18 protein-coding genes are annotated in these 18,247 nt (G+C 62.0%); 8 read left to right on the top strand and 10 right to left on the bottom strand.

Annotated elements, in window-relative coordinates; genetic code table 11:
* The gene (locus tag J0O65_RS03155; protein ID WP_215404053.1) at positions 1–3,474 is read right to left on the bottom strand and encodes a response regulator; all 3,474 of its coding nucleotides are present in this window, start codon (positions 3,472–3,474) and stop codon (positions 1–3) included.
* 283 nt (positions 3,475–3,757) lie between these two features.
* Here J0O65_RS03155 and J0O65_RS03150 point away from each other — a divergent pair, with 283 nt between their 5' ends.
* Positions 3,758–4,210, top strand: a complete 453-nt coding sequence (locus J0O65_RS03150; RefSeq protein ID WP_215404051.1) for an Hsp20/alpha crystallin family protein — start codon at positions 3,758–3,760, stop codon at positions 4,208–4,210.
* A gap of 90 nt (positions 4,211–4,300) precedes the next feature.
* Here J0O65_RS03150 and J0O65_RS03145 read toward each other — a convergent pair whose 3' ends face one another.
* Entirely contained in the window at positions 4,301–5,647 is a 1,347-nt protein-coding gene (locus J0O65_RS03145) for an MFS transporter (RefSeq protein ID WP_215404048.1), read from the bottom strand.
* A gap of 217 nt (positions 5,648–5,864) precedes the next feature.
* On the opposite strand from J0O65_RS03145, the gene cyoA reads away from it, so the two are divergent.
* From cyoA to J0O65_RS03110, 7 genes are all read left to right on the top strand, one after another.
* Positions 5,865–6,848: a ubiquinol oxidase subunit II gene (gene cyoA / locus J0O65_RS03140; RefSeq protein ID WP_251373352.1), complete on the top strand. Its 984-nt coding sequence runs from the start codon at positions 5,865–5,867 to the stop codon at positions 6,846–6,848.
* A gap of 84 nt (positions 6,849–6,932) precedes the next feature.
* Positions 6,933–8,936, top strand: a complete 2,004-nt coding sequence (gene cyoB / locus J0O65_RS03135) for a cytochrome o ubiquinol oxidase subunit I (RefSeq protein WP_215404046.1) — start codon at positions 6,933–6,935, stop codon at positions 8,934–8,936.
* Positions 8,929–9,567, top strand: a complete 639-nt coding sequence (cyoC, locus tag J0O65_RS03130; protein WP_034788486.1) for a cytochrome o ubiquinol oxidase subunit III — start codon at positions 8,929–8,931, stop codon at positions 9,565–9,567. Before cyoB ends, cyoC begins: the two co-directional genes overlap by 8 nt.
* The gene (cyoD, locus tag J0O65_RS03125) at positions 9,564–9,950 is read left to right on the top strand and encodes a cytochrome o ubiquinol oxidase subunit IV (protein WP_215404044.1); all 387 of its coding nucleotides are present in this window, start codon (positions 9,564–9,566) and stop codon (positions 9,948–9,950) included. Before cyoC ends, cyoD begins: the two co-directional genes overlap by 4 nt.
* Positions 9,947–10,789, top strand: coding sequence for an SURF1 family protein (locus J0O65_RS03120; protein WP_215404042.1), 843 nt, complete (start codon positions 9,947–9,949; stop codon positions 10,787–10,789). The genes cyoD and J0O65_RS03120 overlap by 4 nt, the downstream gene beginning before the upstream one ends.
* Positions 10,773–12,122: an ATP-binding protein gene (locus J0O65_RS03115; protein ID WP_215404040.1), complete on the top strand. Its 1,350-nt coding sequence runs from the start codon at positions 10,773–10,775 to the stop codon at positions 12,120–12,122. The genes J0O65_RS03120 and J0O65_RS03115 overlap by 17 nt, the downstream gene beginning before the upstream one ends.
* Positions 12,112–12,648: a response regulator transcription factor gene (locus J0O65_RS03110; RefSeq protein WP_076568590.1), complete on the top strand. Its 537-nt coding sequence runs from the start codon at positions 12,112–12,114 to the stop codon at positions 12,646–12,648. Before J0O65_RS03115 ends, J0O65_RS03110 begins: the two co-directional genes overlap by 11 nt.
* 91 nt (positions 12,649–12,739) lie before the next feature.
* On the opposite strand, the gene J0O65_RS03105 is transcribed toward J0O65_RS03110, so the two are convergent.
* From J0O65_RS03105 to J0O65_RS03070, 8 genes are all read right to left on the bottom strand, one after another.
* Positions 12,740–13,138: a hypothetical protein gene (locus J0O65_RS03105; protein WP_215404038.1), complete on the bottom strand. Its 399-nt coding sequence runs from the start codon at positions 13,136–13,138 to the stop codon at positions 12,740–12,742.
* A 38-nt stretch (positions 13,139–13,176) separates the two neighbouring features.
* Entirely contained in the window at positions 13,177–13,836 is a 660-nt protein-coding gene (locus J0O65_RS03100; RefSeq protein WP_215404036.1) for a hypothetical protein, read from the bottom strand.
* A gap of 219 nt (positions 13,837–14,055) precedes the next feature.
* Complete coding sequence (locus J0O65_RS03095; RefSeq protein ID WP_215404034.1) at positions 14,056–14,556, bottom strand: GNAT family N-acetyltransferase; 501 nt, start codon at positions 14,554–14,556, stop codon at positions 14,056–14,058.
* A gap of 14 nt (positions 14,557–14,570) precedes the next feature.
* Entirely contained in the window at positions 14,571–14,927 is a 357-nt protein-coding gene (locus J0O65_RS03090; RefSeq protein WP_215404032.1) for a hypothetical protein, read from the bottom strand.
* Positions 14,928–15,107: 180 nt separating this feature from the next.
* Positions 15,108–15,620, bottom strand: a complete 513-nt coding sequence (locus J0O65_RS03085) for a GNAT family N-acetyltransferase (protein WP_215404030.1) — start codon at positions 15,618–15,620, stop codon at positions 15,108–15,110.
* 143 nt (positions 15,621–15,763) lie between these two features.
* Positions 15,764–16,564, bottom strand: coding sequence for a phosphonate ABC transporter, permease protein PhnE (gene phnE / locus J0O65_RS03080; protein WP_215404028.1), 801 nt, complete (start codon positions 16,562–16,564; stop codon positions 15,764–15,766).
* The gene (locus J0O65_RS03075) at positions 16,561–17,373 is read right to left on the bottom strand and encodes a PhnE/PtxC family ABC transporter permease (protein WP_215404026.1); all 813 of its coding nucleotides are present in this window, start codon (positions 17,371–17,373) and stop codon (positions 16,561–16,563) included. Before J0O65_RS03075 ends, phnE begins: the two co-directional genes overlap by 4 nt.
* 11 nt (positions 17,374–17,384) lie before the next feature.
* On the bottom strand, positions 17,385–18,197 hold the full coding sequence (locus J0O65_RS03070; RefSeq protein ID WP_215404024.1) for a phosphonate ABC transporter ATP-binding protein: 813 nt from the start codon (positions 18,195–18,197) through the stop codon (positions 17,385–17,387).
* Positions 18,198–18,247: the final 50 nt, after the last annotated feature.

Here is an 18,247-nt window from a genome sequence, read left to right as displayed (position 1 = left end):
TCACATGCGTTCCATCTTCGGCATCCACACGCGCAGCAGCGAATACAAACGGTCGAGTTCGATCGGCTTGGCCAGGTAATCGGACGCGCCCGCCTGCAGGCATTCTTCCTGGTCATTCTTCATGGCCTTGGCCGTGATGGCGATGATGGGCAGCTTGTTGTAGCGGCCATCGGCGCGGATCAACCGCGTCGCTTCCAGGCCATCCATGCCCGGCATCATCACATCCATCAACACCAGGTCGATATCGTCCACGCTGTTGAGCTTGCTGATGGCTTCGAAACCGTTGCGGCCGATTTCCACCACCACGCCTTTCTGTTCCAGCGCATTCGTCAGCGCAAAGATATTGCGCACGTCGTCGTCCACCAGCAAAATCTTGCGCCCTTCAAACACGCGCTCGCGGCTGCGCACCTGCTGCAGCATGCCCTGGCGCTCGCTCGACAGTTCCGACTCCACCTTGTGCAGGAACAGGGTCACTTCGTCGAGCAGGCGTTCGGGCGAGCGGGCGCCCTTGATGATGATCGAGCGCGAATACTTCATCAGGTCCGCTTCTTCCTCGCGGCTCAGGTTGCGGCCCGTGTAGACGATGACGGGCGGGAACGAGCACAGCTCCTCATGTTCCATGCGTTCGAGCAATTCGTTGCCCTGGATATCGGGCAGCTTCAAGTCGATGATCATGCAGTCGAAAATCTGCGTCTTGAGCAATTCCAGCGCCTGTTCGCCCAGCGCCACGGCCGTGATTTCCACGTCTTCATCGCTGATCAGGTGGACCACGCTTTCGCGCTGGCGTTCGTCGTCCTCGACCAGCAGGATGCGCTTCATCTGCTGCGTGAATTTCGATTCGAGCTTGCGGAACACTTCCTTCAGCTGCTCGCGCGTGCGCGGCTTGGTGGCGTAGCCGACGGCGCCCAGCTGCATGGCTTCCTGGATCTGGTCATTGCCGGACACGATGTGCACGGGAATGTGGCGCGTCAGCGGGTTTTCCTTGAGCTGTTGCAAGACCAGCAAGCCCGGGCGGTCCGGCAAGCCCATGTCGAGCAGGATGGCGTCGGGCAGGAATTCTTGCGCCAGGCGCAAGCCTTCGTCGGCGCCATGCGCCACCAGGCAGCGGTATTGCATTTCATGCGCGAGGTCGAACAGGATGCCGGCAAACGACGGTTCATCTTCGATCACCAGCACGGAACGCTGGCCGGTCTTGACGGCCGGCACGTTATTCCTGTCATCCTGGAAGGTGGGCAGCGGCACGGGCTTGGCGGCGGGCGCCGCCTTGGACGCGGCGGCGGCAGGCGCTTGCGGCGCGGCAGCCGGCGCCGGCGCCGCTTCCACCGCGCGTTCCGGCATGACGGGCGGCAGCACCAGGGTGAACGTGCTGCCCTGGCCCGGCGTGCTGGCCAGCTCGATGCTGCCGCCCAGCAAGGCGGCCAGGTCGCGCGAAATCGACAGGCCCAGGCCCGTGCCGCCATAGCGGCGGCTGGTGGTGCCGTCGGCCTGGTGGAAGGCGTCGAAAATCTTGTGCTGCTGGTCGGCGGAGACGCCGATGCCCGTATCCTGCACCTGGAAGCGCACCTGGCCGGCCGCATCCGTGCTCACGTGCAGTGACACCGTGCCCGTGTCGGTGAATTTGATGGCGTTCGACAGCAGGTTTTTCAGGATTTGTTCCAGGCGCTGGCGGTCGCTGACGAAGGATGGCGGGGCGTCCGGCGCCACCTTGACGTCAAAGACGAGTTTCTTTTGCTGCGCCTGGGCGCCGAACAGCATCTTCATGCTGCTGAGCAGTTCGTCGAAGGGCACGGCGTCCGGCGTCAATTCCAGCTTGCCCGCCTCGACCTTGGAAATGTCGAGGATATCGTTAATGAGGGTCAGTAAATCGTTGCCGGCCGAATAAATCGTTTGCGCAAACGTCACCTGCTCCGGCGTCAGATTGCCGCTGGTGTTGTCCGACAGCAGCTTCGACAGGATGAGCGAGCTGTTCAGCGGCGTGCGCAGTTCATGCGACATGTTCGCGAGGAATTCGGATTTATAACGGCTGGCCCGCTGCAGCTCTTCGGCGCGGGCTTCCAGCTGGGCGTGCGCCTGGACGATGGCCATGTTCTTCTGGTCCAGCGACAGCGCTTGCACGGCCAGCTGTTCGTTCGACTGCTCCAGCGCCGCCTTTTGCTCTTCCAGGTGGGCTTGCGACTGTTCCAGCACGCGCGACTGCTCGCCCAGCTCTTCATTGGCCGTGCGCAGCTCTTCCTGCTGCACTTCCAGCTCTTCATTCAATTGCTGGGTTTCCTCCAGCACGTTTTGCAGGCGCTGGCGGTACAGGGCCGCTTCCAGCGAGGTGCCGACATTCGCCGCAATCAGGTTCAGCCATTCCTTGGCGCGGGCGCTGACGGGATGCGTAAAGCCCAGTTCGATGACGCCGTTGACGACGCCTTCGTTGTGGACGGGTGTCAAGACCAGTTCCAGCGGCGCGCCGCGGCCCAGGCTCGACGTCACGGTCAGGTAATGCTCGGGCACTTGCTGCACATGCTTGAGCCGCTTTTCGCGCGCCGTCTCGCCCACCAGGCCTTCGCCCAGCTTGAACACTTGCTTGTCCTTCACGCCCTGCTCGCTGAAACCATACACGGCGGTGCGGCGCAGGCTGCCATCCTCGTCGACGACGTACAGGGTGGCGACGGCCACGTCGAGGCGGTGCGCCAGGAAGTCCAGCACGTGGCGTCCCAGTTGCGGCAGGCCCAGCTGGCCGCTCGTGTGGGCCGCCAGTTCCGTCTGTCCCGTGCGCAGCCAGGCTTGCTCCTGCAGCACGTCGTTATCCTTGCCGCGCTGTTCGAGCGCATCGTTGTAGATGTCGGACAGGCGCAGCAGTTCACGCCGTCCCAGGTAGGCGAGCAGGCCCGACGATCCCAGGCTGAGGATGAGGAATACCACCACGGCCAGCATGGTGCGGCTTTCGGCCGTGTCGGCCCGTTCCTGGCGCAACCGCTGTTCCATGGACAGGAAAGCGAGGAATTCACGGCGGATTTCGTCAAATTCCAGCTTGCCTTCGCCCTGGCGCACGCGCGCGAGGAATTCCTGGTTGCTGCGGCGCTGGCCGATCACGCTTTCCGCGTATTCCAGCCACTGGTTTTGCAGGGCGCGGATGCGGCGCAGCCGGTCCACCTGGATGGGGCTGTCCGACACCAGTTCGAGCAGCGTATTCATTTCGACGGCGATCTTCGCCTTGCCCGATTTATACGGCGCCAGGAACGTTTCGTCGCCCGTCAGCAAGTAACCGCGCATGCCCGTTTCCAGGTCCACCGACAACTTCATGACCTCGTTCGCATTGCCGATCACCCGTTCGGAATGCTCGACCGAGCGCAGGGCCGAGAGCAGATAGGCGATCAGGGCGACGAACACGAGAGCCGTGACGACCCCGATGACCAGCGGCAAAGTCACATTACGGGCGAGGATGCGGCGAAAGCTGAAGGAGTCGATCGGGGTCTTGGTATTCATTATGTCCGTGTGAGGCTGTCGCGAAAAAATCAATTTTAGTTGAAATGCAAGTTTGCTGTTGCTTAAGCATGGCGTGCGCTAGCATAACAGCCTTGTGCTCAATTGCCGACGCATCAGCCCGTGTAAAGCGCGGTAGCGCACAGATGACAGTAAAGAAAAAAGTCAAGCCGACCACAATTGAGACAGGTCAAAAAGTTTGGTTGTTGCCATCCTAAAATGTAAGAGGTGGTGGCATCCTTGGCGATGCTTACCCTGTACAAATCAACCCATGCAGGAGGACATCATGGCCAATCATTTGATACAGCGCGATGCGCTCAACCCCTTGGGGCGGTTCGACCCCTTCAGCGACATGGAAGACATGATGCGCGACTTCTTCTTGCCCGCCGTGCGTCTGCGCGAGGGCAGCGCGTCACGCATGCGCCTCGACATTGCCGAGACCGAGCAAGCCTATCAGGTCCAGGCGGACATTCCAGGCGTCAATAAAGACGATATCAAGGTGTCCATCGATGGCAACCGCGTCTCCATCAGTGCCGAACTCAAGGATGAGAGAGTGACGCGCGACGGCGGCGGCAAGGTCGTGCGCAGCGAGCGCGAGTACGGCCAGCAATACCGCAGCTTCGTGCTGCCGCACGATGTGGACGAGGCCGGCGCGCATGCGCGTTATGAAAACGGCGTGCTGCTGCTGGACTTGCCGAAGAAGGAGGGCACGGGCGGGCGGCAACTGGCGATACAGTGAACCGGGCCGGTAGCAAAGCCCTGACATGAAAAAACGCCGGACGGTGCCGGCGTTTTTTCAGTGCTGCGCGCTACGCTGTATACATATATGTCAGTCGCGGATTTCCAGCGCCCGGTTCAGGCTCAGGGCGGCCAGCGAGGCGACGGCGCCCGACAGCAGGTAGAAGCTGACATAGGCGAGGCCGAAGTTGGCTGACAGGCCCAGCGCCACCAGCGGCGCGAAGCCGGCGCCCACCAGCCAGGCCAGGTCGGACGTCAACGCCGCGCCCGTGTAGCGGAAGCGGGCAGGGAAGTTGGCCGTCACGGCGCCGGCTGCCTGGCCATAGGACAGGCCCAGCAGGCTGAAGCCGACGAGGATGAAGACGTCCTGGCCAAAGTTGCCGCCGCCCATCAGGGTTGGCACGAAGGCGCTGAAGATGGCGATCAGCACGGCCAGCACGCCCAGGGTGGTGCGGCGGCCCACTTTATCGGCCAGCACGCCGGAAATCACCACGCCGACGGCGGCCAGCACGGCGCCCAGCATCTGGATTTGCAGGAAGTCCGGCGCGGAACGCGTCTGGTAGACGGAAATCCACGACAGCGGGAACACGGTGACCAGGTGGAACAGCGCGTAGCTGGCCAGCGCGGCCAGCGCGCCGATCAGCACGTTGCGGCCCTGGCCGCGGCTCATCTCGAACACGCTCACGGGCTGCAGTTCGCGTTCGTCGAGCAGGCGCGCATATTCATTCGTCGACACCAGGCGCAAACGGGCGAACAGGGCCACCACGTTGATGGCGAAGGCCACATAGAAAGGATAGCGCCAGCCCCAGTCGAGGAAGTCTTCATCCGTCAGGGTGGTCAGCATGAACCAGAACAGGCCGGCGGCGATCAGGAAACCGGTGGGCGCGCCCAGCTGGCCCAGCATGGCATACCAGCCGCGCTTGTTTTCCGGTGCGTTCAGGGCCAGCAGCGATGGCAAGCCATCCCATGAACCGCCCAGGGCCACGCCCTGGCCGATGCGCAGCACGGACAGCCAGATGATGGCGGCAAAGCCCAGGTGCGCGTAGGTCGGCAGGAAGGCGATGCCGGCCGTCGACACGCCCAGCAGGAAGAGGGCGAAGGTCAGCTTGGCGCTGCGTCCCATGCGGCGCTGGATCTCCATGAAGAGCACGGTGCCGAACGGACGGGCGATGAAGGCGAATGAAAAGATCAGGAACGCATATAATGTGCCCTCCAGGCGTTCTTCAAACGGGAAGAAGACGCGCGGAAACACCAGCACCGAGGCGATGGCGTACACAAAGAAGTCAAAATATTCGGAAGCGCGGCCGATGATCACGCCGATGGCGATCTCACCGGGGTCGATATGCGATTCGACCGTGCCGGCCCCGCGTGCGTCGCGCAGGGAATGGGGGGAAAAGTCGGCGGGTACGTCCCCGCTGTGTATGCGCGTGCTGGACATGATGATCGTCTCCAATATAGTTTCGAGTTCGGCCAACGCGTAACTTACCCCGGGTGTCTCACGCCCGGAGTAGGACTATTCAATAGATAGCTGTAGGAAAACTCCGCAACCACCGAGTGAAAGTCCGAGCAAGGGGTAGGACAAAACGTCCAATTGCCAACGCGCTCCAGTGAGAATACAGTACCATATCTTCATCCCCTGTACTGGACTTTCCTGTATGTTTTCATTAAAAGTTCGTCGCGGACTGCTTCTTTTACCTCTCGCATTGTTGGCTGGTTGCAATACGGTGGTACTGAATCCGTCCGGTGACATCGCAGTTCAGCAAGGCAATCTGATTGTCATCTCGACATTGCTGATGCTGTTGATTATCGTTCCGGTAATCGCCCTGACCCTGCTTTTCGCATGGCGCTATAGAAAAAACAACACCGCGGCCAAATACGAGCCGGACTGGGACCACTCGACTCGCCTCGAGCTGATCATCTGGGGCGCGCCCCTGTTGATCATCATCGTGCTGGGCCTGCTGACCTGGATCAGCACCCACACCCTCGATCCGTACCGCCCATTGAGCCGTATCGACGCCAACCGCCCGATTCCTGCCAGCCACAAACCGATGGTCGTCGAAGTCGTGGCGCTGGACTGGAAGTGGCTGTTCATCTACCCGGAGCAAGGCATCGCTTCCGTGAATGAACTGTATGCGCCCGTCGATCGTCCGATCCGCTTCAAGATCACCGCGTCGTCCGTCATGAACTCGTTCTTCATCCCCGCACTGGCAGGTCAGATCTATGCCATGCCGGGCATGGAAACACAGTTGAATGCCGTCATCAACAAGCCTGGTGTCTACAATGGCTTCTCCGCCAACTACAGCGGTGCCGGTTTCTCGGGCATGCGCTTCAAGTTCCACGGCGTCGATGATGCGGACTTCGACAAATGGGTGGAATCGGCACGTGCCGGTGGCGGCGCGCTGAACCGCGACGACTACCTGTCGCTGGCGCAGCCTAGCGAACGCGACCCGGTGCGCCGCTACAGCGCCGTACCTAACGATCTGTACAAGGCAATTCTGAATCGCACCATCGTGTCCGACGCCCTGTGCGTGACGCCGGTCCAGCCATACAAATTGACGACGGCAAATAACCCGGTAGCGCTTGTCACGCCAGTAGTCGCTAGCGATGCAGTAGTTGAAAAGGGCGTTCAAGCCAAGTAACGACTGCATGAATCCCGCAGCGCATTGCGCTGCAGATACTGGCGCCGTTTGCCTGGCGCCTCCCTTTTTTCTCTGAGAGTAACAATGCTAGACCATATTGATCTGACGAAGCTTATATTCGGCCGTCTGACTTGGGATGCAATTCCATTTCACGAACCTATCCTGCTGGTGACCTTTGCCATGGTTGCCCTGGGCGGTATCGCACTCGTTGCGGCACTGACATATTTCCGCGTCTGGGGTACCCTGTGGCGCGACTGGATCACCAGTATCGACCATAAAAAAATCGGTATCATGTACATGATCCTGGGCCTCGTCATGCTGTTGCGCGGCTTTGCCGACGCGCTCATGATGCGTACCCAGCAGGCGATCGCCTTTGGCGACAATGCCGGCTTCCTGCCACCGCATCACTACGACCAGATCTTCACCGCCCACGGCGTGATCATGATCTTCTTCGTCGCGATGCCTTTCGTGACGGGTCTGATGAACTACGTGGTGCCGCTGCAAATCGGCGCGCGCGACGTGGCTTTCCCTTTCCTCAACAACTTCAGCTTCTGGATGACGACCATGGGCGCCGTCCTGGTCATGGCTTCGCTGTTCGTCGGCGAATTCGCCCGCACGGGCTGGCTGGCGTATCCACCGCTGTCGGGCATCGTCGGCAGTCCGGATGTGGGGGTAGACTATTACATCTGGTCCCTGCAGATTGCCGGGGTCGGGACGCTATTGTCTGGTGTCAACCTGATCGCCACCATCGTCAAGATGCGCGCGCCTGGCATGACCTGGATGAAAATGCCGGTCTTCACCTGGACCGCACTGTGCACCAACATTCTGATCGTCGCCGCCTTCCCGGTGCTGACGGCTGTATTGGCCATGCTGTCGCTGGACCGCGTCGCCGGCTTTAACTTCTTCACGACGGAACTGGGCGGCAACGCCATGATGTACGTCAACCTGATCTGGATCTGGGGCCACCCTGAGGTCTACATCCTGATCCTGCCGCTGTTCGGCGTGTTCTCGGAAGTCGTCGCCACCTTCAGCAGCAAGCGCCTGTTCGGCTACGCCTCGATGGTGTACGCCACCTGCGTCATCATGATCCTGTCGTACCTGGTATGGCTGCATCACTTCTTCACCATGGGTTCGGGCGCCAGCGTCAACTCCTTCTTCGGCATCACGACGATGATCATTTCGATCCCAACGGGCGCGAAGATCTTCAACTGGCTGTTTACCATGTACCGCGGCCGTATCCGTTTTGAGTTGCCGATGCTGTGGACGATCGGTTTCATGGTCACCTTCACCATCGGCGGCATGACCGGCGTATTGCTGGCCGTGCCACCGGCGGACTTCGTGCTGCACAACAGCCTGTTCCTGATCGCCCACTTCCATAACGTGATTATCGGCGGCGTGGTCTTTGGTGTGTTTGCTGCAATCAACTACTGGTTCCCGAAAGCCTTCGGTTACAAGCTCGACACGTTCTGGGGCAAGTGCTCGTTCTGGTTCTGGTTCGTCGGCTTCTACCTGGCCTTCATGCCGCTGTACGTGCTGGGCCTGATGGGCGTGACCCGTCGTGTCAACCACTTTGAAGATCCATCCCTGCAAATCTGGACCATCATCGCCTGGTTTGGCGCCGTCTCGATCGCGCTGGGCATCGGCTCGCTGCTGATGCAGTTCTACGTGAGTTTCCGCAACCGTCACGCCCTGCGCGACGTGACCGGCGACCCATGGGGCGGCCGTACGCTGGAGTGGGCAACGTCGTCGCCACCGCCAGACTATAATTTCGCCTTCACGCCGCAAGTGCACGAACTCGATGCATGGACCGACATGAAGAAACACGGTTACCAGCGTCCGACGTCCGGTTTCACGAAGATCCACATGCCGAAGAACACCTGGGCCGGTTTCGTGATCGCCGCACTGTCCGCACTGGTCGGTTTTGGCCTGATCTGGCAAATGTGGCTCGTCGCCAGCGTTGGCTTCGTGATCATGATGATTACCATCATCGTCCATACCTTTAACTACAAGCGCGATTACTACATTCCTGCGGAAGAAGTGGTCCGTACCGAAGACGCTTATACTAAATTGCTGAGCAGCCATGTCTGATACCATCGCCCATAACACCGGCGCCGCTGGCGCCGCACCAAGCACGCGCAGCTACTTTGTGCGCGAGCACCACCCGGAAAACGGCAGCTTGCTGGGTTTCTGGCTCTACCTGATGAGCGATTGCCTGATCTTCGCCTGTCTGTTCGCCACGTACGCCGTGGTCGGCCGCAGCTACGCGGACGGCCCGACGGGCGCCGCGCTGTTCGACCTGCCGCTGGTGGCCGTCAACACGGCCATGCTGCTGCTGTCGTCGATCACCTACGGCTTCGCCATGCTGGCCATGCAGCGCAAGCAATTGCGCAGCACCCTGGTCTGGCTGGGCATCACGGGCCTGTTCGGCCTGGCCTTCCTGTCGCTGGAAATGTATGAATTCATTCATCTGATCCACGAAGGCGCCGGTCCGCAGCGCAGCGCGTTCCTGTCGTCGTTCTTCGCCCTGGTCGGCACCCACGGCTTGCACGTGACGTTCGGCGTGATCTGGCTCGTGACCTTGATGTTCCAGTTGAACAAGCATGGCCTGACCCCGGAAAACGGCCGTCGCATGATGTGCCTGTCGCTGTTCTGGCACTTCCTGGACGTCATCTGGATCGGCGTCTTCACCTTTGTCTACCTGATGGGAGTGCTGCCATGAGCGACCACCACACACACGGCGATAGCCACCACCATGACCATCACGACCATGGCAGCCTGAAAAGCTACGCCATCGGCTTCATCCTGTCGGTGATCCTGACGGCCATTCCTTTCTGGCTGGTGATGACGAAAGCCATCACCAACTCGGGCACCATGGGCCTGGTCCTGCTGGCGTTCGCGGCGGTTCAAGTGGTGGTACACATGGTGTACTTCCTGCACATGAACACCAAGTCCGAGGGCGGCTGGAACATGATGGCGCTGATCTTCACGATCATGATCGTGGGCATCGCCATGGCCGGTTCCCTGTGGGTCATGTACCACATGAACCACAACATGATGCCGGACCTGATGCCTGAGTACATGCATGTGAAAACGGCTCCATGATGAGTAATACGCGCCCAAGCAACACCGGGCGCGCCCCTGGCGCCGCATCGCAAGATGCCGCGCCAGGCCCACGCGGCATGGCTGTGCATTATTCAAAAATTGCACTGGCCTTGCTGGCGGGGATCTTGTTTGCCGGTTTCTGTGCCCTGGGCACCTGGCAAGTCAAGCGCCTGTTCTGGAAGCTTGACCTGATCGAGCGCGTCGAACAACGCGTACATGCGCCCGCAACGGACGCACCTGGACCCGCAGCCTGGGCCAGCATGACGCCTCAAACGGATGAATACCGCCACGTGCGACTCTCCGGTACGTATCTCCCCATTTTCAATACCCTGGTGCAAGCAACGACGGCACTGGGCAGCGGTTATTGGCTGGTGACGCCATTGCGCCTGGCCGATGGCAGCACGGTGCTGGTCAACCGCGGCTTCGTGCCGAAACGCGCAGGCATCGCCGCCGGCACGCCGGCCGGCATCGTCGAGGTCGACGGCTTGCTGCGCATCAGCGAGACGGGCGGCGGTTTCCTGCGCGAAAACAGTCCCGCCACGCAGCACTGGTATTCGCGCGACGTGGCCGCCATCGGCGCCTCGCACATGCTCACCAACGTGGCGCCATACTTCGTCGATGCGAAGGCAAAGTCGGAAACGGCCAGCGACGCCCCCGTCGGCGGCCTGACCGTGATTTCCTTCCACAACAACCACCTCGTGTACGCCTTGACGTGGTTCGCGCTGGCCTTGATGGTGGCCGGCATCAGTTGGTGGATCGTGCGCCAGGACCACAAGCGCCGCGCGCGCCGCGCCGCGGCCAACAATACGCAAGAAAGCGACCATGCCGGGCAGGATTGAGATCCTGCCCAACCGCGAAGTGCTGGAGCGCGGTGCGGTGGCGGCCGAGATGGAACACCCGGCCGGCCACCAGAACATGAAGCTGCTGATCCAGTTGCGCTGGCTGGCCGTCATCGGCCAGATCAGCACCATCTTCGGCGTCGGCGTGGGACTGGGCATCGCCTTGCCCGTGCCCTACATGCTCGAAGTGCTGTCCTGCCTCATCGCTTTTAATTTGGCCAGCCTGCTGCGCTGGCACGAGCGCCAGCCCGTCTCCAACACGGCGCTGTTCCTCGCCCTGCTGGTCGACGTCACCGTACTGACGGCCCAGCTGTACCTGAGCGGCGGCATCAGCAACCCGTTCGCCTTCCTGTATCTGCTGCAAGTCATTCTCAGCGCCGTGCTGCTGGAAGTGTGGTCGACGTGGATCATGGTGGCCATCACCAGCCTGTGCCTGGCCGGCCTGGCCGTGCTGCCCGGCCCCTTGATCCTGCCGATCGACCCCGAGCGGGGCTTTTCCAGCCTGTACGTGCAAGGCTTGCTGATCTGTTTCATCCTGAACGCCGCCTTGCTGGTGGTCTTTATTACGCGCATCAACCGCAACCAGCGCGCCGGCGACGCCAAGGTGGCCGACTTGCGCCAGCGCGCGGCGGAAGAGGAGCACATCGTCCGCATGGGCTTGCTTGCCTCGGGCGCCGCGCACGAGCTGGGCACGCCGCTGGCCACGCTCTCCGTCATCCTCGGCGACTGGCGCCGCATGCCGGAACTGAGCAAGAACAGCGAATTACTGGAAGAAATCACGGAAATGCAGGCGCAGTTGCAGCGCTGCAAGAGCATCGTCAGCGGCATCCTGCTGTCGGCGGGCGAGGCGCGCGGCGAATCGTCGGTGAAAACGACGATCAATACCTTCCTCAACGACCTTGTCGACGAGTGGCGCGTCAGCCGCCCGATCCAGGGTTTCGAGTACGATAACCGCATCGAGCACGACGTTCCCGTCGTCTTCGATTCGACCCTGAAACAAACGATTTGCAATGTGCTCGACAATGCGCTGGAAGCGTCGCCCGACTGGCTGCGCTTCGAAGCGACGCGCGAAGCGGACGCCTTGCACCTGGTCATCACCGATGCGGGCCCCGGCTTCGAGCCGTCGATGCTGACGCACCTGGGCAAGCCGTATCAAAGCAGCAAGGGCAAACCCGGCGGCGGACTTGGACTGTTCCTGGTGGTGAATGTCGCGCGTACCCTGGGCGGTACGGTGACGGCGCGCAACAGGGTGCAGGGCGGGGCGGTGGTGCACCTGGCCTTGCCGCTGGCGGCCATCAAACTGGAAAGAGAAAGCGACCACCATGCAGGATGAACGTCTGTTACTGATCGTGGAAGACGACGCCGCGTTTGCCCGCACCCTGGGCCGCTCGTTCGAGCGGCGCGGCTACCAGGTCATCCTGGCCACCAATTTCGACGAGGCGAGCGCCTTGCTGGAACAGCATTGCCCCGACTATGCCGTCGTCGACTTAAAGCTCAACGGCAACACGTCGGGCCTGGCCTGCGTGCAGATGCTGCACCAGCACGACCCGGAGATGCTGATCGTCGTGCTGACGGGCTACGCCAGCATCGGCACGGCCGTCGAAGCGATCAAGCTGGGCGCCTGCCAGTACCTGGCCAAGCCGTCGAACACGGACGACATCGAAGCGGCCTTCGGCCACGTGGCCGGCAACGCGGACATCGAACTGACGAACCGCGCCACCAACATCAAGACCCTGGAATGGGAACGCATCCACGAAATGCTGGCCGAGACGGATTTCAATATCTCGGAAACGGCACGTCGCCTGGGCATGCACCGGCGCACGCTGGCGCGCAAGCTGGAAAAGCAGCGGGTGAAATAACTGCTGAAATTGTTGACCTGGCTGGTGGCGAACGAATGGGAAAGCGTCGTCGCCGCGCTATGTCAGGACAGTGGATGCAAGGTGCACGGCCTTAAAATCTGAAGCAGTGTGCCTGCTGGCCTTCGCTGCGCATAAATGGCACGGTCAGCAGCAGCGAAGTCTCGCGCTGGCAGGCCAGTAGCGCGCCCTTTGCGTTATCCACCCCTTTTTCTATAAAGCTTCGTTTCCACGCGCGCGCCAATGCCATGGACAGCGCTGTTTCGGATGCCGCTGAATTGACTTCAACTGTCGTGAATGCCGGAACTTTGCCGTCGGATGGCATTTGTAATACATCAGGCAACTCTTTTTGGATGGCGCGAACCAACGATGCGCCGTCCGATGCCATGCATTGTTCGATATCGTCGATACCGCAATTGGCCGTCTTGCCAGTCCGGGCGAATGAAGGCGACATGATGCCGATCACGATTGCAAAGAATATGATGCTTCTCATTTTCAATATGATGCCCGTATCTTTTCGTGGCGGCCAGGCTAATCATTGTCGAACGTCAGTTCGACCACGCTGTCGTCGCTCCAGTCCTGCTCCCGCAGCGGCGGCGTGAACGATGCGCCGCTGAAGGGCACGGGCGCGCTTTTGCCATTAAAACTGATCGTCGCGGCCGTGATGCGCCGCGCTTCGGCAAAGCTGTAGGTGCCCTTGTGCGACACGAAATTGCACGGCCCGCCCATGGCGCTCATCGCCGTGCGCATGGCGAAAGGCAGGGTTTCCTTGTCGATGGCCCAATGGACCTCGCACGCCAGCCGCAGGTCGCCCAGGCGGCGCAGCGTGTCGCTGGTGGCCGTGCTCCTGACGTAGGGTATCCACCTGACCGACCCCGCCTTGCGGTTCACGGTCAGCTCGGCCTTGTCATACAGCGGACCCTGTTCGACGGGCAGGGTGAAGATATTGCGCTCTCCCAGCGGTATCGCCATACCCGCCTCGTCGCTTTCCAGCCTGAGCGCGATGGCGTGCATGTCGACATCGGCACGGCGCGGCTCCAGGATGAAGCGTAATTCGGCGCCGGGCGCCAGGCCGTGCTTTTCCTCGAAGCGTTTGACGCCCTTGAGCATGGCGCTGTAGGGCTTCCAATCCGGATCGCGGATGCCTTTGACATTGACGGACGCCGCCGCATCCTGCCTGGATGGTTCCACGGCTTGATCGGTATCCGCGTAAGCTTGTACCGCGGCGCCGTATAAACACAGCAGAAGACCAGCTTTTTGGATTGCACGCATATGCTATCTTTCTACTCATCAGTGAAAACGTGAGTGTAGAAAAAAACACAGATGCGGGCAGGTTTTTTGGACAGGATGTCCATCGGGATAAATGGAATGCTTGAAACCGCTGTTTTTCTACACTATGCGCCTCTGTATTTACCTCAATGCCGCCGCCCGCCATTCCATCTTCTGCACCTGGATATGCGGATGGCTTTCCAGCGCTTCCCATTCCGGTAAAAAGACAAAGCCCTGTTTCTGGTAAAACGCGGCCGCGCGGGTGTTCTCCGGCGCCACGTCGAGCACCAGCCGAGGATGGCCGTTGTCGACGGCGCATTGTTTCACGGCACCGACGAGCTTGCGCGCCACATCCAGGCCCCGATATTCGGGATGTACCCACATGGCGATCAGGTGGCATACACCATCGGCGGCCACCACTTGCGCGGCCAGGCCGATCGGCTGCTCTCCATCGAAGGCAAGGAAAAACGTGCGCTGCGGCGTGCTGATGGCGCGCTGCTGCCAGTCGGTGTCGGAAAAAGCGGCCGCGCTGGCATGGCTGGCGCCGAAGGCCGTGGGGGCGTCGAGCAGGGCGGCCAGGCGCGTGGCTTTCAGGGCCGGCCAGTCGGCGTCGTCGGTGCTGCGGACAGTAATATTCTTCAAATCTGCGACATTCCTTAACTGGTGGGCGCGTCCGTGGACGAGGAAATCTTCTTGTACGCTTCCGCCAGCATCGTGACGGTCGCCACGTCGTTCACGCTGCGCGCTTCGATGACGGTCTCGCCCGCGGCGATGGTCACGTCGCCGTTCGCATAGCTGGCGGGAAAGCGCCGTTCGACGATCTTGCTGGTGAGGACATTGCGCGAGTAGCGCAGGGCCACGAGCCGCTCGCCATCGTGCTTGATGACGATATAGTTCGGCACGGTGGTGCGTGCCAGTTTCCAGGTGCCGATAAAGTCTTCGACGGGGGCGGCGCTGGCGTTGCTGAACAGCCCGCAGCAGGCGGTGGTGATACCAAAAAACAATTTTTTCATGGTGCCGGCAATTCCATGCAAGGGTGGCCGCATAAGCGGGAAATACGTCCTTCATGCTTGAATGGCGTGGCGCTTGTCCATGGGATGGCGCCAGTCATTTAAGTATTTGGCAATATTAACAGCATCGCTGCCTGGCCGGTACCGTATCTGCCGCAGTGTTGTATGCGGGTAAAACTTTGCCTAGTTTTTGGCTTCAAATGCGCGGTGGTAGTGCACGGTGCCAGTTGCTGATGGCCCCGCCAGGCGCAGCGCCTGGAAATACTCGGCCGGCACGCCGGGCAGGACCAAGGCAGCGTCCGCGCGGAAGCCGAAACGCCCGTAATACGCAGGGTTGCCCAGCACCACGCAGCCAGCCGCGCCCAGCTGGCGCAAGTCGTCCAGCAATCGCCCGATGAGCTGCCTGCCCACGCCCTGTTGCTGATGACCAGGGGCAACGGAAACGGGACCCAGCCCATACCAGCGCGGCGTGCCGTCGCTGATGCTGACGGGCGAGGCGGCCACATGGCCGATGATGGCGCCTTCCAGTTCGGCCACCAGCGACACGCTCAGGGCGCCCGCGTCGCGCAAGGCCTTGACGATGAACTGTTCCGTATGTTCCGTGTGTTCCGCATGCAGAAAGGCGTCGCGCGTGACCCGGTCGATGGCATCGATGTCGGCTGCGGTTTCCTTGCGAATGATCAACGCTTGCGTCATGACTGGTCCCACACTTCGATGGTCAATGGTTGTTCCGGCGCGCACGCGGCGATGCGCTGCGGATGCACGGTGATGCTGCCTGCGTTTCTGTCGAGATAATGGTCCACCAGCCTGACATGGGCAATCCTTGTGAAAAGTGACAATTAACGGGTCATGGCGCGGCGCAGCAGGTAGCTGAGGCCGTCCACGGCGGCCACCATCAGCAACATGGCGACGATGACGGTGGCGGCGTTCTGCATCTGGAACAGCGACAGATGGTATTTCAGCATCTGCCCCAGGCCACCCGCGCCGACGACGCCGAGGATGGCGGCGGCGCGGATATTGTTTTCCCAGCGGTACAGCGTGTAGGACATCATTTGCGGGCTGCATTGCGGCATGGTCGCGTACAGGAAGGCCACGGCGGGGCGCGCGCCGTTGATGCGCAAGGTCGCCGCCGGCAAGGGCGGGCAATTCTCGAAGGCATCGGCAAACAAGCGGCCCAGCACGCCCACCGTGTGCAAGGCCAGCGCCAGGGTGCCCGCGAACGGGCCCAGGCCGGCGGCGATCAGCAAAATCGAGGCCCACACCAGTTCGGGAATGGAGCGCAACACGTTCAAGACGCCGCGCGTCGTATTGCGCGCCACGTTGCCGAAGCGCCCGCTGGCGGGCAGGGCCAGCAGCGCGCCCAGGACGGCCGCGATGACCGTGCCGATGGCCGACATGGCCAAGGTCTCGAAGGTGGCCACGCCCACTTTCATGAGGAAGGGGCTGGACAGCTCCGGCGGGGCGAAGCCGTGCAGGAAGTCGGCGGTGGTGCGCACGGCGTCGGCGCTGAAGAACTCGCCCCATTTCAGGGGCAGCGTGACGAAGCTGGCGACGACCAGCAGCAACAGCCCGGCCAGCAGGGCCCAGGTGGACCAGCGCACGCGAGGGGAAACGGGCAGCATGGCCGTGTCGCCCTTCATGCCAGCCTCCGGCGCAGCATGGCGGAGACGGCGTCGGCGCCCGCCACCAGCAGCACGAAGACCATCAGCATGGTGGCCAGTTCATTGCCCGCCATCATCTTCATCGATTCATCCATGCGCTGGCCCAGGCCGCCCGCGCCGACAAAGCCCATGACGACGGAGCCGCGGATCGCGCATTCCCAGCGGTAGATCGTGTACGACACGAGTTCGGCGGCCGATTCGGGCAAGGCGCCGTACAGCAGGGCTTTCAGGCGGCCGCTGCCGTTGTGCAGCAGGGCGTTGCAGGCCGACGCGTCCGACGATTCGAGGATTTCCGCATACACCTTGCCCAGCATGCCGCAATAGGTGAGGGCGATGGCGATCACGCCCGCCGTCGGTCCCAGCCCGACGATGCGCACCAATAACAAGGCCCAGACCAGTTCCGGCACGCTGCGCAGCAGCACCAGCAAGGCGCGCACGGCATGGCGCACGCTGGCGGCCAGGGGCGACACTTTGCCGGAGCCGATGCGCGAGATCGACAGGCGCTCCGTCACCAGCAGGGTCAAGGGGATGGCGCCCAGCATGGCCAGCGCCATGCCGGCCGTGGCCATGGCAATGGTTTCCCAGCTGGAAATGGCCACCAGTTGCAGGAATTCCAGCGAATGGGCGGGCGGCACGAAGCTGGCCAGGAATTGCCAGGTGGCCGCCAGGCTTTGCGCATCCCATAAGATCCACGGCTTGAACTCGGCCTGCACCAGCATCGGCCACAGCACGAGCAGCACCACGGCCGTGATGGTCAGGCGGCCGCGCCAGGCGGGATCGCGCGGCATGGTGGTGCTCGTCAGCAAAGGGGCCTCGCGGCGTCCAGCTGCGTCTCCACGGCCTCGAACTGCGGCGCCGTATCGGCCTTGTTGCGGTACAGCTGCTCTATCATGGCGTCGCTGACCTTGCTAGCAGGCAAGTCGAAGACGACCTGGCCGTCGCGCAGGGCGACGATGCGCGTAAAGCTGGCGCGCGCGATTTCCACCTGGTGCAGGCTGCAGATCAGGGTGGCGTTGCGCGCCGTCGCTTCGGCCTGCAGCACGTGGATCGTCTGCAAGGCGAGCGTGGGGTCGAGTGCGGAGAGCGGCTCGTCGACGAGAAATACTTGCGCATTCGACACCAGTGCGCGGGCCATGCCGCAGCGCTGGCGTTCGCCGCCGGACAGGCGGTCGACCCGCGCATACAGTTTATCCTGCAGGTTGAATTTGCCCAAGGCTTCCCACGCGGCGCGCGGATCGACGGGCGCCAGCAGCGAACGGAGGGCCGTCCACAAGCTCCATTGCGGCAGCCGGCCCGCCAACACGGCGTTGACGACGCGCTGGCGCGGCGGCAGGGGCGGCGTCTGGGGTGCGAGAAACAGGCGCGCGCGCAAGGCGTGGCGTTCACGGCTGGCTAGTTGCCAGGGGGACGTGCCGAGGATGGTCAAGCTGCCGGACTCGGGGCGCAGCGCGCAGGCCAAGGTGTGCAGCAGGCTGGTCTTGCCGGCGCCGGAAGGGCCGATCAGGGCGATCTGCTCGCCCTGGGCCACGTCCAGGTCCAGCTCGCGCAGGGCCAGCGCATTGCCGGCGGCGCCCGCGTGGTGGACGCTGACCTTGTGAAGTTGGAATGTCATGCGATGTTTCGGTGTGGGGGAGTGTGCCGGATGCGTCCGCAGTACGCCAT

The organism is Janthinobacterium sp. JC611 (assembly GCF_018682595.1).
GTDB lineage: Bacteria > Pseudomonadota > Gammaproteobacteria > Burkholderiales > Burkholderiaceae_D > Janthinobacterium.
The sequence above is the reverse complement of the archived record's forward strand: the minus strand, read 5'-3'. Positions and strand labels throughout refer to the sequence as shown.